Below are 17,596 nucleotides of genomic sequence, written 5' to 3'. Positions count from 1 at the left end.
GCCGAAACGAATGGGCGGGAGATAGCAACTCGGCCGCCCGCTGTCACCCCGCCAGCAGATCGCCTCTTCGACCGATTTTGCGGAATTTTTCGACCCGCTGTCGGGTTGGCGCCGGCCCACCCGTCCTTGGAGCAGAACTTCCCATGAACCGAACGCTGCGCTGAAGCGACAAACGCTCAGGCAGAGACCTATTGGCTGAACGGTGATGAAGACGGCATCGAGAACCCTGCAGATCCTGGCGCTCAGCGCCTGCTTCGCCGTCCAGGCACACGGCACGATCACGATGCCTGGGATCAGGCAGGCCATGCGCACGATCGACGGCGCATCGGCGCAGATCGTATTGCCGGTCGGTGCCGCCGTCGAGACCGCGAAGGCCGTGTCGGCTTAAGCCGCCGCCAGCCCGCCCGCCCGCGTCTTGAGGAACGCTTCGCCGCAAGCCTTGGCCAGATTGCGTACGCGCAGGATGTAGCTTTGCCGCTCGGTGACCGAGATGACGCCGCGCGCGTCGAGCAGGTTGAAGACATGGCTTGCCTTGATGCACTGGTCGTAGGCCGGGAAGACCATGCGGTGCATCGCCAGATTGTCGCTCGGCTTCGGCGTGCCGGCATCGAGCAGCGCCTTGCACTCGGCCTCGGCGTCCTCGAAGTGCCTCAGCAGCATCGCGGTGTTGGCGAATTCGAAATTGTGGCGCGAATATTCCTGCTCGGCCTGCAGGAAGACGTCGCCGTAAGTGACTTTCTCGGCGCCCTCGCGGCCATTGAAGTTCAGATCGTAGACATTGTCGACGCCCTGCACATACATGGCGAGCCGCTCCAGGCCGTAGGTCAGCTCGCCGGCCACCGGCGCGCATTCGATGCCGCAGACCTGCTGGAAATAGGTGAACTGCGAGACTTCCATGCCGTCGCACCAGCACTCCCAGCCGAGCCCCCAGGCGCCCAGCGTCGGGCTTTCCCAGTCGTCCTCGACGAAGCGGATGTCGTGCAGCAGCGGATCGACGCCGATTGCTTCCAGCGAGCCCAGATAGAGTTCCTGCAGGTTCGGCGGATTTGGCTTCAGGATCACCTGGTATTGGTAATAGTGCTGCAGGCGGTTCGGGTTCTCGCCGTAGCGGCCATCCTTCGGGCGGCGCGAGGGCTGCACATAGGCCGCGTTCCAGCGCAGCGGGCCCAGCGCGCGCAAGGTGGTGGCCGGATGGAAGGTGCCGGCGCCGACCTCCATGTCGTAGGGCTGCAGGATGACGCAACCATAGTCCGCCCAGTAATTGTGCAAGGTCAGGATCAGCCCCTGGAAGGAGCGGCTGGGATGTATATGGGCAGGAATTTCGATGGTCACGGCGGCCTCGGAAAGCGCGGGATGACGCTTCCCTAGTTGCCGGGCCGCCGAGCGTCAAGGCGGGAGGCTCGCGCCCGGCAAGGCGGAAAGCTTTGCGGCGGGCTGGCCCATTGCCGTCGAGCGGCGGCCGCCGTTTGCTCCGTTCCAGCTCAACGACAGAGGTTTCGCTATGTCCGGTCAACTCACCATACGACCCGTCACAAGGCTGGACTACGAGCAGTGGCTGCCGCTCTGGGACGGCTACAACGCGTTTTACGGGCGCTCCGGCTCGACGGCACTTGCCGGCGAGATCACGCAGATGACATGGTCGCGTTTCTTCGACGCCTATGAACCGGTGCATGCGCTGGTGGCCGAGCGCGATGGCAATCTGCTCGGCCTTGTCCACTATCTCTATCATCGCTCGACGACGTCGATCGCGCCGAGCTGCTACCTGCAGGATCTCTTCACCACGCAGGCCGCGCGCGGCCAGGGCGTCGGCCGGGCGCTGATCGAAGGCGTCTATGAGCGCGCCAGGCAAGCGGGCGCGAACCGCGTCTACTGGCTGACGCATGAGACGAACCACACCGCGATGCAGCTCTACGACAAGATCGGCGAGAAGTCGGGATTCGTCGTCTATAGAAAAATGTTCTAGTTTCCTCGACACAGGGAAAGGCAGCTGTTTGTCGGCGCAAGATTGTCACCGGTCATTTCCATGACAACCGCCGAGATTGGTTGAAGCCTTCCAACCTCGTCATTTCAGGGCGGAGCAGCTGCGAAGCGGCGTCGCGGAGACCCTGGAATCCATTCCGTGACCTGAGCCGCGGAGTGCAGCGGAGCAGAATTCTGCACCGCAGCAGCGCTCAGAAGTCACGGAATGGATCCTCGGGTCTGCGCGCGTCGCTTCGCTCCTTGCTCCGCCCGTGGATGACGACGGGCTGAGCATTTCGGCCCAATCTCCAACGCATGCCGCCTGCCAACGCAAACACAGCCTACGGGTTGAGATTTCTCCGTTCGGGAACTGGCGTTTGCCGGCATTCCAGTAGGGCCGGACCGACCTTAAGCTCCACAGATGCCAAGCTGAAATAAAAAACGGGGCTCGACGGGCCCCGTTTTCTTGAACGCTGGCGAGAGGCTCAGCCTTTCGGCGCGGGCGTCGGCTCCGGCTTCACCTTGGGGGTTTCCTGCGCGGTGTTGGATTCGATCGGCGGCAGGCCCTTGAGCAACTTCTGCTGCAAAGTGGCGAGCACATCCGGATCGGGCTTCAGGTCGCGTGCCTGCGTCCACTGGTAGGTGGCCTCGAGCTTGCGGCCGACGCGCCAGTAGGCATCGCCGAGATGATCGTTGAGGACCGGATCCTCGGGCTTCAGCGAGACGGCGCGCTCCATCTCGCGCACGGCGTCGTCGAAGCGGCCCATGCGGAAATAGGCCCAGCCCAGCGAATCGACGATGTAGCCGTCGTTCGGCCGCAGATCCACGGCCTTCTGGATCATCGCCAGGCCTTCCTTGAGGTTCATGTTCATGTCGACCCAGGAATAGCCGAGATAGTTCATGACCTGCGGCTGGTCGGGCTGCAGCTCCAGCGCCTTGCGGAAATTGGGTTCCGCCTTCGGCCATTCCTTCAGCCGCTCATAGGCGATGCCGCGCTGGTAGAAGATGTTCCAGTTGGCGGCGGTCGGCGTCTTCAGTTGGTCGACAGCCTTGTCGTAGAGACTGGCGGCCGAGCGGAAATCTTCCTTCGAGCCATAGACGCCGCCAAGCGCCAGATAGGCGCGCATGTCGTCCGGATGCCGGTCGAGATAGGCCTTGAGATGCGAAACCGCCTCGTCATGCTTGTCGAGATCGGCAAGGTTGAGGCCGATCTGCAGGTCGGAGAGCTCCTTCAGCGGCGAGGACGCCGGAATGCGGCGGTAGAGCGAGACGGCGCCTTCGCCGTCCTTCAACTGCTCGGCCACGGCGGCAAGCTGCACAAGGGCTGCGTCGCTGTCCGGCTTCAGTGCCAGGGCATATTGCAGATAGAGCCGCACAAAAGGCTCGCCGCCGCCGCGGTTGAGCGCGGTGGCAAGGTCAAGCAGGATTTCGGACGCGCCGTCGGCCGGACCGGCGACGAGCGGCTCGATCTTGTCGCCCTTGCTGATGCGGTCGCGCAGCGTGGTGATTTCAAGCTTGCCCGGCGCGAAGGCTTCGGCCTGGTTCAACACCGCCTGCGCCTTCGACTTGTCGCCCTTGCGGACCAGGAACGAGGCATAGGCCTGGGCGTTGCGCATCCAGGTTTCGGGCGCGGAGCCGCCGGCCGCGGTATCGGCCATGGTGGCGGCGTAGAGTTCCTCGGCCTTGTCGTTCAGGCCGGCGGCGTCGGCGATCAGCGCGCGGTGGAATGATTTGAACAGGCCGAACCAGTCCGGGCCCTTGAGCTTGTCGATGGAGTCCATGGCCTCGGACGCGTTGCCGGCACCTTCCTTGGCCCAGCCGTCCATGACGCCCGAGAGCAGCCGGTCGAGATCGGATTCCAGCGAGAGCTTCAGCCAGTACTGCGCCTTGGCGTAGTCCTTCTTGTGGAAGGAATCGATGGCCAGAGCCAGGCGCGAGAAGCGCTCGACGTCCGGCACTTCCTTCAGCTTGTCGGCATAGACGAGCGATTCCTCGAAGCGGCCTTGCGCGACCAGAGCCAGCATCAGGCTCTGCTGCAATTCCTTGTCGTTCGGCGCAAAGGCCAGCGCCTGCTTGTAATAGGCGATCGCATCGTCGAGATCGTTGTCGCTTTCGGCGATATGAGCCGCGAGATAGGCGCCCGAGAAAGACGTGATCTGGAGCGGTCGGGCCTCTTCCTTGGCCTGGACCGGCAGCACCCAAAGCGCCACACCGGTCAAAAATGCCAGCCTCGTCAGCCAGCGCGCACGTCCTTGCCGCATCGTATCCCTTTCAGCCAGATGCGATCCCGCCCTTGGCGGACCGCCCACAGACTCGCTCTTTTCCGGTCAAAGCATGGCCTTTTTGGGGTCAGGCTTCAATTGCCGGGCGAATCACAATGCAATCATCCGGCTTAAAAAACGATGCCGCGCCAGCGAAAATCCCGCGCGGAGGCCCGGGACGCCCATATGCGGCATCGGATTGCCTACAGATAGGTATCGCTGAATCCGCTGGCGGCAACCGTATCGCACAGGCCGGACCATTCGCAGCCGGAGCACGCCTGGCGCGTCAGGCCGGCGGAAAAAGCCTTGCGCATCCCCGCCAGTTTGTGGGCGTCCAGCACCAACCGGTCTCCGGCCCGGATCGGCCGCCCGAGGAGAGCGCCGACATCGCGCGCCGCCATCCGGTCCCGCTCGGCGGCGCTCTCGCGCAAGCAATGCGGCTCCGGCTCGCCGAGCAGCGGGGCGCAGACATCGTCCGGACCGGCAACGATCACCACCGCCTCGCCCTCGCCCAGCCGCTTCACCACCTTGTCGTAATTGGCGGTGAAGGCCGGCGAGTAGCCCTTGCCGACATAGGTCAGCAGACAGAGCAGATGATGGGCGCGCAGCTTGACGGTCATCGCGTCCCGGACGAGCGGTCGCCTTGCTCCGCACGATAGGTGGAAAAGAGCTTTAGCGTCGCCGCGCCCAGCGCCGACTTGAGCAGGCCGCCGACGATGAAAGGCACGAAGCCGAAGGTGATGGCCTTTTCAGCGCCGATCATGACGGCAAGCCAGGCGGTGCCCAGAACCAGGCAGAGCAGGTTGCCGATGAGCATGGCAGCGAAGGCAAGCATGACGCGGTTCCCGTTCCAGCCGCGTTCGGCCAGCCAGCCGACGACAGCGCCGACGACCGGAAAGGCGAAGAGATAGCCGCCGGTCGGGCCAACGAAATGCTGTATGCCAGCGGCGCCGCCTGCAAGAACCGGGAAACCGGCGGCGCCCTCGACGAGCCAGGCGGCGATGGTCAGCGCACCGAAGCGCCAGCCATAAAGCGCGCCGACCAGGGTGACGGCGAAGGTCTGCATGGTGACCGGAACTGGCACCATCGGCACCTCGATATAGGAAGACAGCGCCAGGAACAGCGAACCGAGGATCACGGCGCCGATCTGCCAGGCGAGCGAACGGCTGTGCAGCCGCAATGGGCTGAAGGAGGGGTTTTGGGTCGAAATGGCTGGATGGGTCACGGTGTTTTCCTTGGTTCGCATGAATTATAGATAATTTTTTGACTTCATCTATTATCGAATCCATATTTTGAAACGAATGGCAAGCGCCTGCCCTCGAATTCGTCATTCCAGGGCGGAGCAAGGAGCGAAGCGACGCGCGCAGACCCTAGAATGACGAGGCTGAGAAGCCTCGGCCAATCGCCAATCGCCAAACCTACCCCACGATGGCGAAGGCGTCGCGCGTCTTGCCGGAAGCGGTCTTGACCGGCTTCTGGCCGATCCATTGCACGTGCCGCCCGAGTGTCGCGGCGGCCGATTCGGTGTTGCCTTGTCTCAGGGCGCTCAGGATCGCCCGATGATCCTGGTCGGTGCGGGTTTCCCATTCCGAGCGCCAGGCCGCGAAAAGGAAGCGCGCGCTCGCGGCATGCAGGTCGTCGATGGTGGAGAGCAGGCGCGGCATGTTGCAGGGCGCCAGGATCAGCCGATGGAAGGTGCGATTGGCCTCTTCCCAGGAGCGCACGTCGCGGGATTTGTCGCCGGCCTTGGTCGCCTCCTCGGCTTGATCAAGGATCGACGCCGTCAGATGCGGCACGGCATGGCGCAGCGCCAGCACTTCGAGCGCCGCCCGCATCTCGGCCACCTCTCTGACCTCGCCGAGATCGAAAGAGGCGACACGCACGCCGCGGCGCGGCTCGCTAATCGCCAGCCCTTGCGCCTCCAGGCGCCGGAAAGCCTCGCGCACCGGGACATGACTGGTGTTGAATTCCTCGGCGACATGGTCCTGGCGCAGCCGCGAGCCGGGCTCGATGGCGCCCGAAATGATGCGGTCCGCCAGTTCCTTGCTGATGCGGACGGCGATCGTGTCTTCTTTGCTGGCCATATTTTATAGATAATTTGCCGGACCGCCGTTTGTCGAGACGGCCGGCGCGGGATTCACTTCCCGGCGGACGCAAATGTGCCGGATCCGCGGGCTCAGTTGACGCGGCTGATGCAGAAATCGATCACGTCGATCAAAGCCGACTTCTGCGGCGTCGCCTCCAGCGGCGCCAGCGCGTCGCGGGCGATCTCGCCGAAATGGCGGGCGCGGCCGATCGTATCGGCGATGGCGCCGTGGCGGGCCATCAGTCCGATAGCCTTTTCAAGCCCGGCATCGTCGGCGACGTTGTCCTCGATGGCGCGCTTCCAGAAGGTGCGCTCGGCCTTGGTGCCGCGCCGGTAGGCGAGGATCACCGGCAGCGTCACCTTGCCCTCGCGGAAATCGTCGCCGACATTCTTGCCGAGATCCTTGCTCGAGCCGCCATAGTCCAGCGCGTCGTCGATGAGCTGGAAGGCAAGGCCGAGATTCATGCCGTAGGAGCGAAGCGCCGCGCGATCGGTGCGCGAGGCCTGGGCGATGACCGGCCCGACTTCGGCGGCGGCCGAGAACAGCGCCGCCGTCTTGGCCTTGATGACGGCGAAATGCTCGTCCTCGGTGGTCTCGAGGTTCTTGGCGGCGGCAAGCTGCATCACCTCGCCCTCGGCGATGATGGAGGCTGCGGCCGACAGGATGTCCAGCGCTTCCAGCGAGCCGACCTCGACCATCATGCGGAAGGCCTGGCCGAGCAGGAAATCGCCGACGAGCACGCTCGCCTGGTTGCCCCAGATCATGCGCGCCGTCTTCTTGCCGCGGCGTAGCGCGCTCTCGTCGACCACGTCGTCATGCAGCAGCGTCGCCGTGTGCATGAATTCGACGGCGGTCGCGAGCTTGACATGGCCTTCGCCGGAATAGCCGAACATCTGCGCGGCGGCGAGCGTGAGCATGGGCCTGAGCCGCTTGCCGCCGGAGGAGATCAGATGATTGGCGATCTCCGGGATCATCTCGACGTCGGAGCCGGCCTTGGACAGGATCAGCTCGTTGACCCGCCCCATATCGGCGGCTGTCAGATCGATCAAATCCTTGATGGAAGCGGGTTCCCGCTTGCCTTCGATGTTGAGAACGACACCCACCACGACAACTCCCGTCAATCTGACGCACCCTTGGTCCCTCGCCGACTCTAGGGCGGCGCAACCGGGCACGGCAAGAGGCGAATTAGCGCGGCTCCGCCGACGGAGTGTCCACGCGCACGTTTACACGAACGCCACAACCTGCGATTTTCGTTTCATGATCGAGCTTGTCCGCACCAACGACGCCGTCGTCATCTCCTTTGTCGAATCGCTGATGCGCGATGCCGGCATCGCCTGTTTCGTCGCCGACCAGAATATGAGCGTGCTCGACGGTTCGCTCGGCATCCTGCCGCGGCGCGTGATGGTCGATGCCGAAAAGGTCGATGCCGCACGGCGCATCCTCAAGGATGCCGGCATCGAGAACGAGATCCGCAAAAAATAATGGGAGCCAGCACCGCCCCCGTCCCGGATACGCCGGCGCACACGATCGATGCCTTCCATCGCGGGCGCTTCTGGCTGGTGCAGCCGAGCCGCGGCGGTCATCGCGCCGGCATGGACGCCATGATGCTGGCGGCCGCCGTGCCATCCGGCTTTTCCGGCCGGCTCGCCGATTTCGGCGCGGGCGCCGGCGCCGCCGCCCTTGCCGTGTTGTCGCGCTGCCCGGCGGCACAGGCCGTGCTCGTCGAGCGCTCCGCCGAAATGGCCAGGTTCGCCACTGCCACGCTTTCGCATCCCGGCAATGGCCATCTCGGCGACCGCGCCTCGGTGCTGACCGCCGACGTGACGCTGACCGGTCGAGCGCGGACCGAGGCCGGGCTTGCCGTCAACTCCTTCGACTTCGTCATCATGAACCCGCCGTTCAACGCGGCCGAGGATCGCTCGACGCCCGACGCGTTGCGCAGAGAGGCGCATGTGTCGGAGGACGGCCTGTTCGAGCGCTGGATCAGGAGCGCCGCCGCCGTCGCCAGGCCGCGCGGCGGGCTGGCCGTCATCGCGCGGCCCGAGCAGTTGGTTGCCATCCTGGACGCGATCGAGGGACGCTTCGGCGATGCCGAGTTGCTGTGCGTGCATCCGCGGCCGGATGCGGCGGCGATCCGCATCGTCGTCAGGGCGGTGCTCGGCGCGCGCGGAAAATTGTCGATCCGCCCGCCGCTCATCTTGCACGGGCCGTCCGGCAACGGGCCGGCGGAGCGGACGGAAATGATCAATAACGGCCTGGCATCGCTGTTCGGCGATTGATCCTTGAAGCGCGTCGCGTTGAAATGGATTCTAGCGACGCGCTTCAAGTTTTTGTTTTATGCATGTCTTTTTCGCAAAACCGCTGCACACTTTTGCGCGACATGCACTGGCCGGCGATGCGGCATTGCCGTTGGCCGGCGAGTTCCTTACATGCCCAAGCAGGATGATGCCGCGACCGTGAAACAGACCAACCGACCTGATCTCATCTTGCTCCTTTGCCTTTTGTCCGGAGACAATCGTTCGTGAAACGCCTTTTCAACCGCCTGCTGCCGAAATCCTGGCGCTCGACAGTCGTCACCATTCCGGTCATCCGGCTGCAAGGCCCCATCATGGCCGGCGGAGGCCAGTTCCGGCCGAGCCTGTCGCTCGCCTCGACGGCCGGCCTGATCGAAAAGGCGTTCAGCTTCGACGCGCCGGCGGTCGCCATCTCGATCAACTCGCCGGGCGGCTCAGCGGTGCAGTCGCGTCTGATCTTCAAGCGCATCCGCGACCTGGCGGCGGAAAAGAACAAGAAGGTGCTGGTCTTCGTCGAGGACGTGGCGGCCTCGGGCGGCTACATGATCGCGGTTGCCGGCGACGAGATCTTCGCCGACCCGTCCTCGATCGTCGGCTCGATCGGCGTGGTCTCGGCCTCTTTCGGCTTCCCGGAGCTAATGAAGAAGATCGGCGTCGAGCGGCGCGTCCACACCGCCGGCCAGAACAAGGCCGTGCTCGATCCGTTCAAGCCCGAGAAGGAGGAGGACGTCGAACGGCTGAAGGCGCTGCAGCTCGAAGTGCACGAGACCTTCATCGACCTCGTCAAGGAACGGCGCGGCAGCAAGCTCAAGGACGACCCGGACCTGTTCACCGGCCTGTTCTGGACCGCCAAGCGCGGCCTCGAGCTCGGCCTTGTCGATGCGCTGGGCGATATGCGCAGCGTGCTCAAGACCCGTTTCGGTGAAAAGACGCAGCTCAAGCTGATCACCGCGCCGCGCGGTCTGTTCGGCCGTTTCGGCCTGTTCGGCTCGCGCGTTTCGGCGCCGGATATCGCGGCGGCCGCCGCCAGCGGCGTCCTCGATGCGGCGGAAGAGCGTGCGCTGTGGGCGCGCTTCGGGCTTTGAAAAAGCCATGAATGCGGCTAGCATGGCCGCTTGACCGAGCCTGTCCGGCCGGCCTTGCCGCGAGGACGCGGGAGGAGTTTTAGAGATGCCGCAGATCATTTTCTTCGCCGTTGTCGGCGCCGCCGCTTACTTTGGCTACCGCGCTTTCGTGCGCGAGGCCGAACGCGTGACGGCCAAGATCCGGCGTACCGAAAGACAGGCGGCGAACGGCACGACGGGCACGCTGGTCAAGGACCCCACGACCGGCGAATATCGTCTCGCCAAGGACTGATCCCATCTCGCCAGCAGCCGACATCCTGGAGCCCGGCACAGAGGTCCGGACGTGGCTTGCGCCTGCCAAGATCAACCTGGCGCTGCATGTCATCGGACAGCGCGCCGACGGCTACCATCTCATCGACAGCCTTGCCGTCTTCACCCGCTTCGGCGACCGGCTCGAGATCGAGCGGGCGGAAGAGGATGACTTCTCGGTATCCGGCCGTTATGCCGCCGGGCTGCCGCTCGATGGGGAAAATCTGGTGGTGAAGGCGCGCGATGCCTTGCGCCGGGAAGCCGGCATGCAACAGGGACCGCCGGTCGCCATCCGGCTGGAGAAGAACCTGCCCATCGCCTCCGGAGTCGGCGGCGGCTCGAGCGACGCGGCGGCCGCGCTTAATGGCCTGGCGCGGCTCTGGAAGCTCGATATCGACGACAATTCACTGGCCCGGATCGGGCTTTCGCTCGGTGCCGACCTGCCGATGTGCCTCAAATCAATGCCGCTGATCGCACGCGGTATCGGCGATGAAGTCTCGCCGCTATCCGCCTTTCCTGCGCTTGGCCTGGTGCTGGTCAATCCGGGCATCGCGGTCTCGACGCCGGACGTGTTCAAGGCGCTCTCCAGCCCCGACAACGAGGCGCTGCCGCCGCTGCCGAAACGCCTCGATTTCCACACGATCCGCAACTGGCTGGAGACGACGCGCAACGATCTCGAGCCCGCCGCCCGTTCGATCTGCCCGGCGATCGGCGAGGCGCTCAAGGCGCTCAAGCGTGCCGACGCCGCCTTCGCGCGCATGTCCGGCTCGGGCGCCACATGCTTCGGCCTGTTCGAGACCGGCAATGTCGCAAAGCGCGCGGCGATCGAGATCCGCGCCCGCCACCCCGACTGGTTCGTTGCCGCGACGCGCAGCATGGAGGTGAGCGATGGCGAAGCTTGACGAAAGCCGGCCCTTCATTCCGGTGCGCATCGCCGTGCTTACCGTCTCCGACACGCGCGGCCTCGCCGAAGACAAATCCGGACAGACGCTGGCCGACCGCATCGCGGAAGCCGGCCACAGCCTTGCCGCGCGCGATATCGTGACCGACGACCGCGACAAGATCCGCGACAAGGTGCTTGGCTGGTCGAAGGACGAAAATATCGATGTCGTGATCACCACCGGCGGCACCGGCTTCACCGGCCGCGACGTGACGCCGGAGGCGCTGGAGCCGATCTTCGAAAAGCGCATGGACGGCTTTTCGGAAGTCTTCCACCGCATCTCCTACGACAAGATCGGCACCTCGACGATCCAGAGCCGGGCAACAGGCGGCGTCGTCAACGCCACCTTCGTCTTCGTGCTGCCGGGCTCGCCCGGCGCCTGCAAGGACGCCTGGGACGGCATCATCAAGGCGCAGCTCGACTACCGGCACATGCCCTGCAACTTCGTCGAGATCATGCCGCGGCTGGACGAGCATCTCAGGCGCGGCGGCAAGCCCACCTCGTAAAGCTCAGTTAAGGCGCCCGGCCGGCACGGCGGGGCATCATTTCGGCGGCGCGATCCAGATTTCGGCGTTCAGCCTTCTGGTCGCCAGGCCGCGCGCCAAGGCTTCGGCGCTGCGCGCGCTCTTTGCCAGAGCCGAGGCCTGACGCTTGCTGATGACAAGCCCCTCGGCCAGCGCACGATTGCTCGAGAACACCCTGGCCAGGAAAGGCGCACGGTTGGCGCGGGCGCGTGAAAAGCGCGCCGGCATGGTCTGTTTCGCCGTGTGCGCCACGACTTCGTCGATCCAGCCCTCGGCGAGCCGCGCCCCTGGCTCGAGCAGGAGCAGCCAGTCGCCCTTGGCCTGGCCGATACCGGCGCCGATCCCGCCGGTCGCATAGTGGCAGCCGGCATGCTCGGCCACCCGGTGCGTCTGGTCGGTCGAGCCTTGATCGCAGACGATCACGTCGCGCACGACGCCTTCGACCGCGCCGCCGACCAGCGAGGCGAGCGTACGGGCAAGCCCCTCTTCGTCGTTGCGGGTTTCGATAAGGACGCTGAGCATTTTAGCCGAATAGCGGAAAGTGCGGCGATGCGCCAGTTGCGGGCTTCAAGCGAAAAAGTTCTTGCTTTGTTCTGTTCGGCAAAATAGGAATAGTTTCATGAACAGAGCGATTCGACAGCCTGCCGACAGTCCCTGGGAGAGGGCGAAAATGGAACAGATCGTGCGCGCCGACATTGCCGCCTTCGGAGCAGGAAGAGCCGAAATGGCAAATGCGATGATCGAGCAGAGCGGCATGCGCGTGCGGCCCGACCGCAATCGCGGCCGCTCGGCCGGCATCAATCCGTCCGGCCGGTTCGAGCCGGTCAGCCGGCATGTGTTCGACGACGGCTGGAACTCGCTGGAGGAACTGCCGCCGTTCAAGACGGAAGTGCAGGTCGAGAAGCCGCGCACCATCATCACGCGCAACGAGTCGCCTGACATCTCCTTCGACCGTTCGATCAACCCCTATCGCGGCTGCGAGCATGGCTGCGTCTACTGCTTCGCCAGGCCGACGCATGCCTTCATGGGCCTGTCGCCGGGGCTCGATTTCGAATCGAAGCTGTTCGCCAAGCCGGATGCCGCGCGAATGCTGGACAGGGAATTGTCGAAACCGGGCTACCAGCCGCGCACGATCGCCATCGGCACCAACACCGATCCCTACCAGCCGATCGAGAAGCAATACCGCATCATGCGCGAGATCCTGGAAGTGCTGGAAGCGCGCGGCCATCCGGTCGGCATCGTCACCAAGTCGGCGCTGGTGACACGCGACATCGACATCCTGTCGCGCATGGCCGAGCGCGGCCTTGCCAAGGTGGCGCTGTCGGTGACGACGCTCGACCGCATGCTGGCGAGAACGATGGAGCCACGCGCCTCGACCCCGACGAAGCGGCTGGAGGCGATCAGGCAGCTTTCGGACGCCGGCATCCCGGCATCGGTCATGGTGGCACCGATCATTCCGGGGCTTACCGATCCGGAGATGGAGCGCATCCTCGATTCGGCTAGAGCCGCCGGCGCGCGAGAGGCCGGCTACGTCATCCTGCGCCTGCCGCTCGAAGTGGCGCCGATCTTCAAGGACTGGCTGTTGCGCCATTATCCCGACCGTTACCGGCATGTGATGTCGCTTATCCGCTCGATGCGCGACGGCAAGGATTACGATTCCGAATGGGGCAAGCGCATGAAGGGCGCCGGTCCCTATGCCTGGCAGATCGGCCGGCGCTTCGAGATCGCCGCCAAGCGGCTCGGCCTCAATGTCGAGCGGCGGCAGCTTCGCACCGACCAATTCGTCGCAGGCGCCAGTGCCTGCGAGCAGCTGATGCTGCTTTGACGCCAGCACCGGCCATGACGGCCGGCGCTAAGCGCTTCCAGGCAAAGCGATTTTCGGTCTGGAATTGTCGTCCTCAAGAATCCCGTCCGGCCCCTGTCCCCCGGCTGTGAGACGGTGCCTTCCCGGTCCGACGCCCCATCCGACCCGGAAGGACTTGCGGAGAATCGGAGCCGATGCGAACCTCGCCGCACCATGGCTCGCGCGCGTTCCGATTCTCCGCTTCTCTTTGAAATGGTCGAGAAGCCCGACTTCTCGATCGAGACGAAAGCGATAGCCGACGGGCTGTGGCCGGTCGCCGGCATGGACGAGGCCGGCCGCGGTCCGCTCGCCGGTCCGGTGGTGGCCGCCGCGGTGGTGCTCAACCCCGCCAACATTCCCGAAGGGCTCGACGATTCCAAGCGCCTCACCCATTTGCAGCGCGAGGCGCTGTTTCTCAAGATTCTCGGCTCGGCGCTCAGCATCTCGATGGCTTCGATCAGCGCCGAAGGCATCGACAACAGCAACATTTTGAAAGCCAGCCTCGAAGCGATGCGCCGCGCTGCCGCCGGCCTGTCCTTGCGGCCGAAGCTCGCCCTGGCCGACGGCCGCGACATACCGCCAGGTCTCGCCTGCGAAGGCCGCGCGCTCATCAAGGGCGACCAGCGCTCGCAGTCGATCGCCGCCGCCTCGATCATCGCCAAGGTGATGCGCGACCGCATGATGTGCGGCTGCGGCGGACATCACGAGCGTTACGGCTTCGAAGTGCATATGGGCTACGCGACGGTCCGGCACCGCACCGCGATCGAGGCGCATGGGCCGGTGGCACGGCTTCACCGAGCCTCGTTCGCGCCGTTCCGGTTGGGTGGGGCTGAAATGGCGGAAGAGGAAGAGAGCCTCGCCGGGCTGGAGTAGTTAGCTGATCTCCCCCAATGTGGTTACGGCTTGCGGACATCCTCTGTCACTAGCGCGACTGATCAGGCCGAGGCTTGATTGCCACGTGGTTCCCCCAATCCGTCGCTGCTTCGCAGCGCCACCTTTCCCCCTCCGGAGGGAAAGGAAGGGAGCGTTGCTGGAGGGGCGTTGACGGCAAAAAGCTTGGCGCCTTTCCTCTACCCCGTCGATCGGGGGAGAGGTGGCTCGGCGAAGCCGAGACGGAGTGGGGGTCGACCAGCGCTACATCAAACAATGCATGCGCCAAGCTGCCATGCACGCTATCGCCAAGACCAGCTGCTCGGAAATGTGTGCATAGCGTAGCCCCTTGTGGGGAAGATTGGCAGCTTCGGCGCCGCGCTCCTTCCAAACAAAAAAGCCGCCGGGTTGCCCAGGCGGCTTTTGATTTCGAAGCTTCGAAGTCAGCTCAGTTCAGCTTGGCCTTCACATCATTGAGCGCCGACTTGAACAGATCCGCGCCGGTCTTGACGTCGACCTTGGCGGCGAGCAGCGTGCGGGCGGCTTCGACGGCGATGTCGACGGCGGTGGCGCGCACTTCGCTGACCGCCTCGCGCTCGGCCTGGCTGATCTTCTGCTCGGCAAGCGCTGTGCGCCGGGCGACATAGTCCTCGGTCTTCTTGGCCGCCTCGGAGGCAAGCAAGTCAGCCTCGCGTTTGGCGGCAGCGACGATGTCGGCGGCCTCCTTCTCGGCTTCCTTGCGCTTCTGCTGATACTGGCGCAGCAGCTGCTGGGCCTCCTCGCGCAGGCGCCGTGCCTCTTCGAGCTCGCTGCTGATCTTGGCCGCGCGGGCGTCGAGCGACTTGGCAAGCATGCCCGGCACCCTCAGATAGACGACGGCGCCGAGGAAGATGATCAGGGCGATGGTGGCCCAGAGCGTGGCGAGTGATGTGGCGTCCATGATCCCGCTCCTCACCGGCTCGCGGATTTGACCGCGGCCGCGATTTCGGCCTTGTCGGCCTTGCCGCCGACAAGCGCCTCGACGATGGCCGAGGTCGTGTCCTCGGCGATAGTGCCGACTTCCTTCATCGCCTTGGCCTTGATCGAGGCGATGCTCGCCTCGGCCTCGCCAAGTTTCTTCTCAAGCTCGGCCTCGAGCTTCTTGCGCGTGCCCTCGGCTTGCGCCTTGGCGGCGTCGTTCGCCTGCTGGCCGATCTTGTTGGCGTTGACCTTGGCTTCCGCCAGTTCCTGCTCATAGGCAGCAACCGCGGCGTCCGCCTCGCCCTTCAGCCTTGCGGCATGGTCGAGGTCCTGGGTGATGCGGTCGTTGCGGACATCGATGATGCCGCCAAGACGCGGCATCACAACCCGCTTCAGGAACAGATAGAAGAGCCCGAAGGTGATGACCAGCCACAGGATCTGCGACGGGAAGGTCTTGGCGTCGAACGGCGGGAACGCTTCATGCTCCGCGGCAGGCACGGCAGTGCCGGCATGCGTATCGCCCTCGGCCGCGGCCGGCGCTGCTTCTTGCGCATAGGCAGATGTCACGAACATCTCATTCCCCTGTCCCTAGAACGGACCGCACCATGCGGCCCCTTTCGTCAGCGCCGGCTCTTACTTGAAGACCAGGAGCAGAGCGATCAGGAGCGAGAAGATGCCCAGAGCTTCGGTCACCGCGAAGCCGAAGATCAGGCGGCCGAACTGGCCGTCGGCAGCCGACGGGTTGCGGAGCGCACCCGAGAGGTAGCTGCCGAAGATGTTGCCGAGGCCGATGCCCGCGCCGCCCATGCCGATGCAGGCGATACCAGCGCCGATAGCAGCTGCTGCAGTTGCGTCCATTTCAAAACTCCTGTGGTTTCTCTGTTCGTTGAAGTTGGTACGTTGGGTAAGCTGGCGCCGGGGCGCCGGTGAAAATCAGTGGCTCGGGTGCAGGGCGTCGTTCAGATACATGCAGGTCAGCACCGCGAACACATAGGCCTGCAGGAAGGCGACCAGCAGCTCGAGCGCCGAGAGCGCGACCGCCATGGCAAGCGGCAGCACCGAGCCGGCGATACCGACGGCGCCAAACGCGCTCAGGCTGACGACGAAGCCCGAGAACACTTTCAGCGTGATGTGGCCGGCCAGCATGTTGGCGAAAAGACGAACCGAGAGGCTGACGGGCCTCGAGACGAAGGAGATGATTTCGATCGCCACCACCAGCGGCAGAAGATAGCCCGGCACGCCATGCGGCACGAACAGCTTGAGGAAGCCGAAGCCGTGCTTGGCGAAGCCGTAGACGAGGACCGTGCCGATGACCAGGATCGCCAGCGTGAAGGTGACGATGATGTGGCTGGTGACGGTGAAGAAATAAGGGAACAGGCCGATCAGGTTGGCGACCAGCACGAACATGAACAGCGAGAACACCAGCGGGAAGAACTGCATGCCCTGCTTGCCCGCGGCATCGCGCAGCATGTTGCCGACGAATTCGTAGGCCATTTCGGACACGGACTGCAGGCGACCGGGAATCAAGGCCCGGCTGGCGGTGCTCATATAGAGAAAGGCGGACGCCAGGACGATCGTCACGACCATGAACAAAGAGGAGTTGGTGAAAGATACGTCGTAGCCGCCGATATGCAGCGGGATGATCGGATGGATCTGGAACTGGTGGATCGGATCGACCTTGTCAGCAGCCACTTTAAATCCCCGTCAAAGCCACAAACGGCTTTTTAATTCACTTTAGCGCCCTGCGGCGCCTCACTTCATTCTCTCGGCTCGCGCGGCTTGCCGCCCTGGCCGAATTCCGATGCCAGTCCCGCCGAGCGCAGGACATTGAGTATGCCTGCGCCAAAGCCCAGCAACAGGCCGACGATCAGACCCCAGGGCGCTATTCCCGCCAGACGGTCGATGATCCAGCCCAAGCCGACACCGACCACCACTCCGGCGATGAACTCGCTGGACAGCTTCAGCGCCTGACCGTAACCGGTCGCAGCTTTCGCTTCGTCTTTCCCCTCGGACCGGTCCGTGCGTCTCGTCGCAAGCGATGCTTCGAGGTCGCGCCGGCGGCGCTCAAGTTCGTCGTCGCGGATGGTGGCTTCTGGCTGCCTGCCGCGGCCGGTTTCTCCGGTTCCGTCTGGCCCGGTTTTGTCGGCCATCGCAACCCCCCTGCCCGGGCAGACGATTGCCGTCCGTCCGCTTCTAAAGTCGCCGGCAACATAGTTAGAGGGTCCGCCCCCGTCAAGCCACGGGCCGAACTTCCGAGCGATGTATTTTTAGCAGTTAAATCAATGGTTTACCGAGGTGCGACATCGTGCCCTTCACGCCTGCGTGAGGTAACGGCGCGAATCCGCGCGACAAGGCGCGTCCGCCGAGGCATTGCCGGGCGTCGGAGGAAGGATAGCCGGGGCGGTGTTTGGGCGGCTCAGCTTGAGCCGCCTAAGCGCGTCGCGATCCTTCAGCTTCGCTCCACGCGCTTCAGTTTTTGATTTCG

Annotated in this window: 22 protein-coding genes; 10 read left to right on the top strand and 12 right to left on the bottom strand. The window is 64.5% G+C overall.

Features of this window, described 5'->3' with window-relative positions; all coding sequences use genetic code 11:
• The first annotated feature begins 205 nt into the window (after positions 1-205).
• Positions 206-388 (top strand): hypothetical protein, encoded by a 183-nt coding sequence (locus tag LB538_RS05120; RefSeq protein ID WP_224526492.1) that lies wholly within the window; start codon positions 206-208, stop codon positions 386-388.
• Here the strand turns inward: LB538_RS05120 and LB538_RS05115 are convergent.
• A complete protein-coding gene (locus LB538_RS05115) occupies positions 385-1,332 on the bottom strand; it encodes a glycine--tRNA ligase subunit alpha (RefSeq protein ID WP_224526494.1) in 948 nt (315 codons plus the stop codon). The genes LB538_RS05120 and LB538_RS05115 overlap by 4 nt on opposite strands.
• 169 nt (positions 1,333-1,501) lie before the next feature.
• Here LB538_RS05115 and LB538_RS05110 point away from each other — a divergent pair, with 169 nt between their 5' ends.
• The gene (locus LB538_RS05110) at positions 1,502-1,963 is read left to right on the top strand and encodes a GNAT family N-acetyltransferase (RefSeq protein ID WP_224526496.1); all 462 of its coding nucleotides are present in this window, start codon (positions 1,502-1,504) and stop codon (positions 1,961-1,963) included.
• A gap of 481 nt (positions 1,964-2,444) precedes the next feature.
• Here the strand turns inward: LB538_RS05110 and LB538_RS05105 are convergent, their stop codons facing one another.
• The 5 genes from LB538_RS05105 to LB538_RS05085 form a co-directional block, all read right to left on the bottom strand.
• Positions 2,445-4,220: a tetratricopeptide repeat protein gene (locus tag LB538_RS05105; protein WP_224526498.1), complete on the bottom strand. Its 1,776-nt coding sequence runs from the start codon at positions 4,218-4,220 to the stop codon at positions 2,445-2,447.
• Between the two features lie 203 nt (positions 4,221-4,423).
• Positions 4,424-4,840: a DUF1284 domain-containing protein gene (locus LB538_RS05100; RefSeq protein WP_224526500.1), complete on the bottom strand. Its 417-nt coding sequence runs from the start codon at positions 4,838-4,840 to the stop codon at positions 4,424-4,426.
• Positions 4,837-5,445, bottom strand: a complete 609-nt coding sequence (locus LB538_RS05095) for a biotin transporter BioY (protein ID WP_224526502.1) — start codon at positions 5,443-5,445, stop codon at positions 4,837-4,839. The genes LB538_RS05100 and LB538_RS05095 overlap by 4 nt, the downstream gene beginning before the upstream one ends.
• 193 nt (positions 5,446-5,638) lie before the next feature.
• Positions 5,639-6,304, bottom strand: a complete 666-nt coding sequence (locus LB538_RS05090; RefSeq protein WP_224526504.1) for a GntR family transcriptional regulator — start codon at positions 6,302-6,304, stop codon at positions 5,639-5,641.
• Positions 6,305-6,396: 92 nt separating this feature from the next.
• Complete coding sequence (locus LB538_RS05085; RefSeq protein WP_112095919.1) at positions 6,397-7,410, bottom strand: polyprenyl synthetase family protein; 1,014 nt, start codon at positions 7,408-7,410, stop codon at positions 6,397-6,399.
• 154 nt (positions 7,411-7,564) lie between these two features.
• On the opposite strand from LB538_RS05085, the gene LB538_RS05080 reads away from it, so the two are divergent.
• The 6 genes from LB538_RS05080 to moaB all read left to right on the top strand — a co-directional run bounded on the left by LB538_RS05080 (position 7,565) and on the right by moaB (position 11,420).
• Entirely contained in the window at positions 7,565-7,789 is a 225-nt protein-coding gene (locus LB538_RS05080; RefSeq protein WP_027164594.1) for a DUF2007 domain-containing protein, read from the top strand.
• A complete protein-coding gene (locus LB538_RS05075; RefSeq protein WP_224526506.1) occupies positions 7,789-8,586 on the top strand; it encodes a tRNA1(Val) (adenine(37)-N6)-methyltransferase in 798 nt (265 codons plus the stop codon). The genes LB538_RS05080 and LB538_RS05075 overlap by 1 nt, the downstream gene beginning before the upstream one ends.
• A gap of 242 nt (positions 8,587-8,828) precedes the next feature.
• On the top strand, positions 8,829-9,686 hold the full coding sequence (locus LB538_RS05070; protein ID WP_140845815.1) for a S49 family peptidase: 858 nt from the start codon (positions 8,829-8,831) through the stop codon (positions 9,684-9,686).
• An 85-nt stretch (positions 9,687-9,771) separates the two neighbouring features.
• Entirely contained in the window at positions 9,772-9,957 is a 186-nt protein-coding gene (locus tag LB538_RS05065; RefSeq protein ID WP_224526509.1) for an NfeD family protein, read from the top strand.
• Positions 9,958-9,982: 25 nt separating this feature from the next.
• Positions 9,983-10,876, top strand: a complete 894-nt coding sequence (locus LB538_RS05060; protein WP_224526685.1) for a 4-(cytidine 5'-diphospho)-2-C-methyl-D-erythritol kinase — start codon at positions 9,983-9,985, stop codon at positions 10,874-10,876.
• On the top strand, positions 10,863-11,420 hold the full coding sequence (moaB, locus tag LB538_RS05055) for a molybdenum cofactor biosynthesis protein B (RefSeq protein WP_224526513.1): 558 nt from the start codon (positions 10,863-10,865) through the stop codon (positions 11,418-11,420). Before LB538_RS05060 ends, moaB begins: the two co-directional genes overlap by 14 nt.
• Before the next feature lie 36 nt (positions 11,421-11,456).
• Here moaB and LB538_RS05050 read toward each other — a convergent pair whose 3' ends face one another.
• Entirely contained in the window at positions 11,457-11,960 is a 504-nt protein-coding gene (locus LB538_RS05050) for a glycosyltransferase (RefSeq protein ID WP_095768718.1), read from the bottom strand.
• Between the two features lie 148 nt (positions 11,961-12,108).
• Here LB538_RS05050 and LB538_RS05045 point away from each other — a divergent pair, with 148 nt between their 5' ends.
• Positions 12,109-13,263: a PA0069 family radical SAM protein gene (locus LB538_RS05045; RefSeq protein WP_224526515.1), complete on the top strand. Its 1,155-nt coding sequence runs from the start codon at positions 12,109-12,111 to the stop codon at positions 13,261-13,263.
• 192 nt (positions 13,264-13,455) lie between these two features.
• The gene (locus LB538_RS05040) at positions 13,456-14,154 is read left to right on the top strand and encodes a ribonuclease HII (RefSeq protein WP_224526517.1); all 699 of its coding nucleotides are present in this window, start codon (positions 13,456-13,458) and stop codon (positions 14,152-14,154) included.
• A 445-nt stretch (positions 14,155-14,599) separates the two neighbouring features.
• Here the strand turns inward: LB538_RS05040 and LB538_RS05035 are convergent, their stop codons facing one another.
• The 5 genes from LB538_RS05035 to LB538_RS05015 form a co-directional block, all read right to left on the bottom strand.
• Positions 14,600-15,091 (bottom strand): F0F1 ATP synthase subunit B, encoded by a 492-nt coding sequence (locus LB538_RS05035; protein WP_140845810.1) that lies wholly within the window; start codon positions 15,089-15,091, stop codon positions 14,600-14,602.
• Positions 15,092-15,102: 11 nt separating this feature from the next.
• Positions 15,103-15,684 carry a F0F1 ATP synthase subunit B gene (locus LB538_RS05030; protein WP_095768722.1) on the bottom strand — a complete coding sequence of 194 codons (582 nt, stop codon included), beginning with the start codon at positions 15,682-15,684 and terminating at the stop codon, positions 15,103-15,105.
• A 60-nt stretch (positions 15,685-15,744) separates the two neighbouring features.
• On the bottom strand, positions 15,745-15,969 hold the full coding sequence (locus LB538_RS05025; protein ID WP_027164582.1) for a F0F1 ATP synthase subunit C: 225 nt from the start codon (positions 15,967-15,969) through the stop codon (positions 15,745-15,747).
• A 75-nt stretch (positions 15,970-16,044) separates the two neighbouring features.
• Positions 16,045-16,803 (bottom strand): F0F1 ATP synthase subunit A, encoded by a 759-nt coding sequence (locus LB538_RS05020; RefSeq protein ID WP_095768723.1) that lies wholly within the window; start codon positions 16,801-16,803, stop codon positions 16,045-16,047.
• A gap of 65 nt (positions 16,804-16,868) precedes the next feature.
• Positions 16,869-17,261, bottom strand: a complete 393-nt coding sequence (locus LB538_RS05015; RefSeq protein ID WP_095768724.1) for an AtpZ/AtpI family protein — start codon at positions 17,259-17,261, stop codon at positions 16,869-16,871.
• Positions 17,262-17,596 lie beyond the last annotated feature (335 nt).

This window comes from Mesorhizobium sp. Ca11 (assembly GCF_020165275.1).
Classification (GTDB): domain Bacteria; phylum Pseudomonadota; class Alphaproteobacteria; order Rhizobiales; family Rhizobiaceae; genus Mesorhizobium.
Note: the sequence above shows the minus strand (reverse complement) of the source record. Positions and strands in the feature narration are given on the sequence as shown.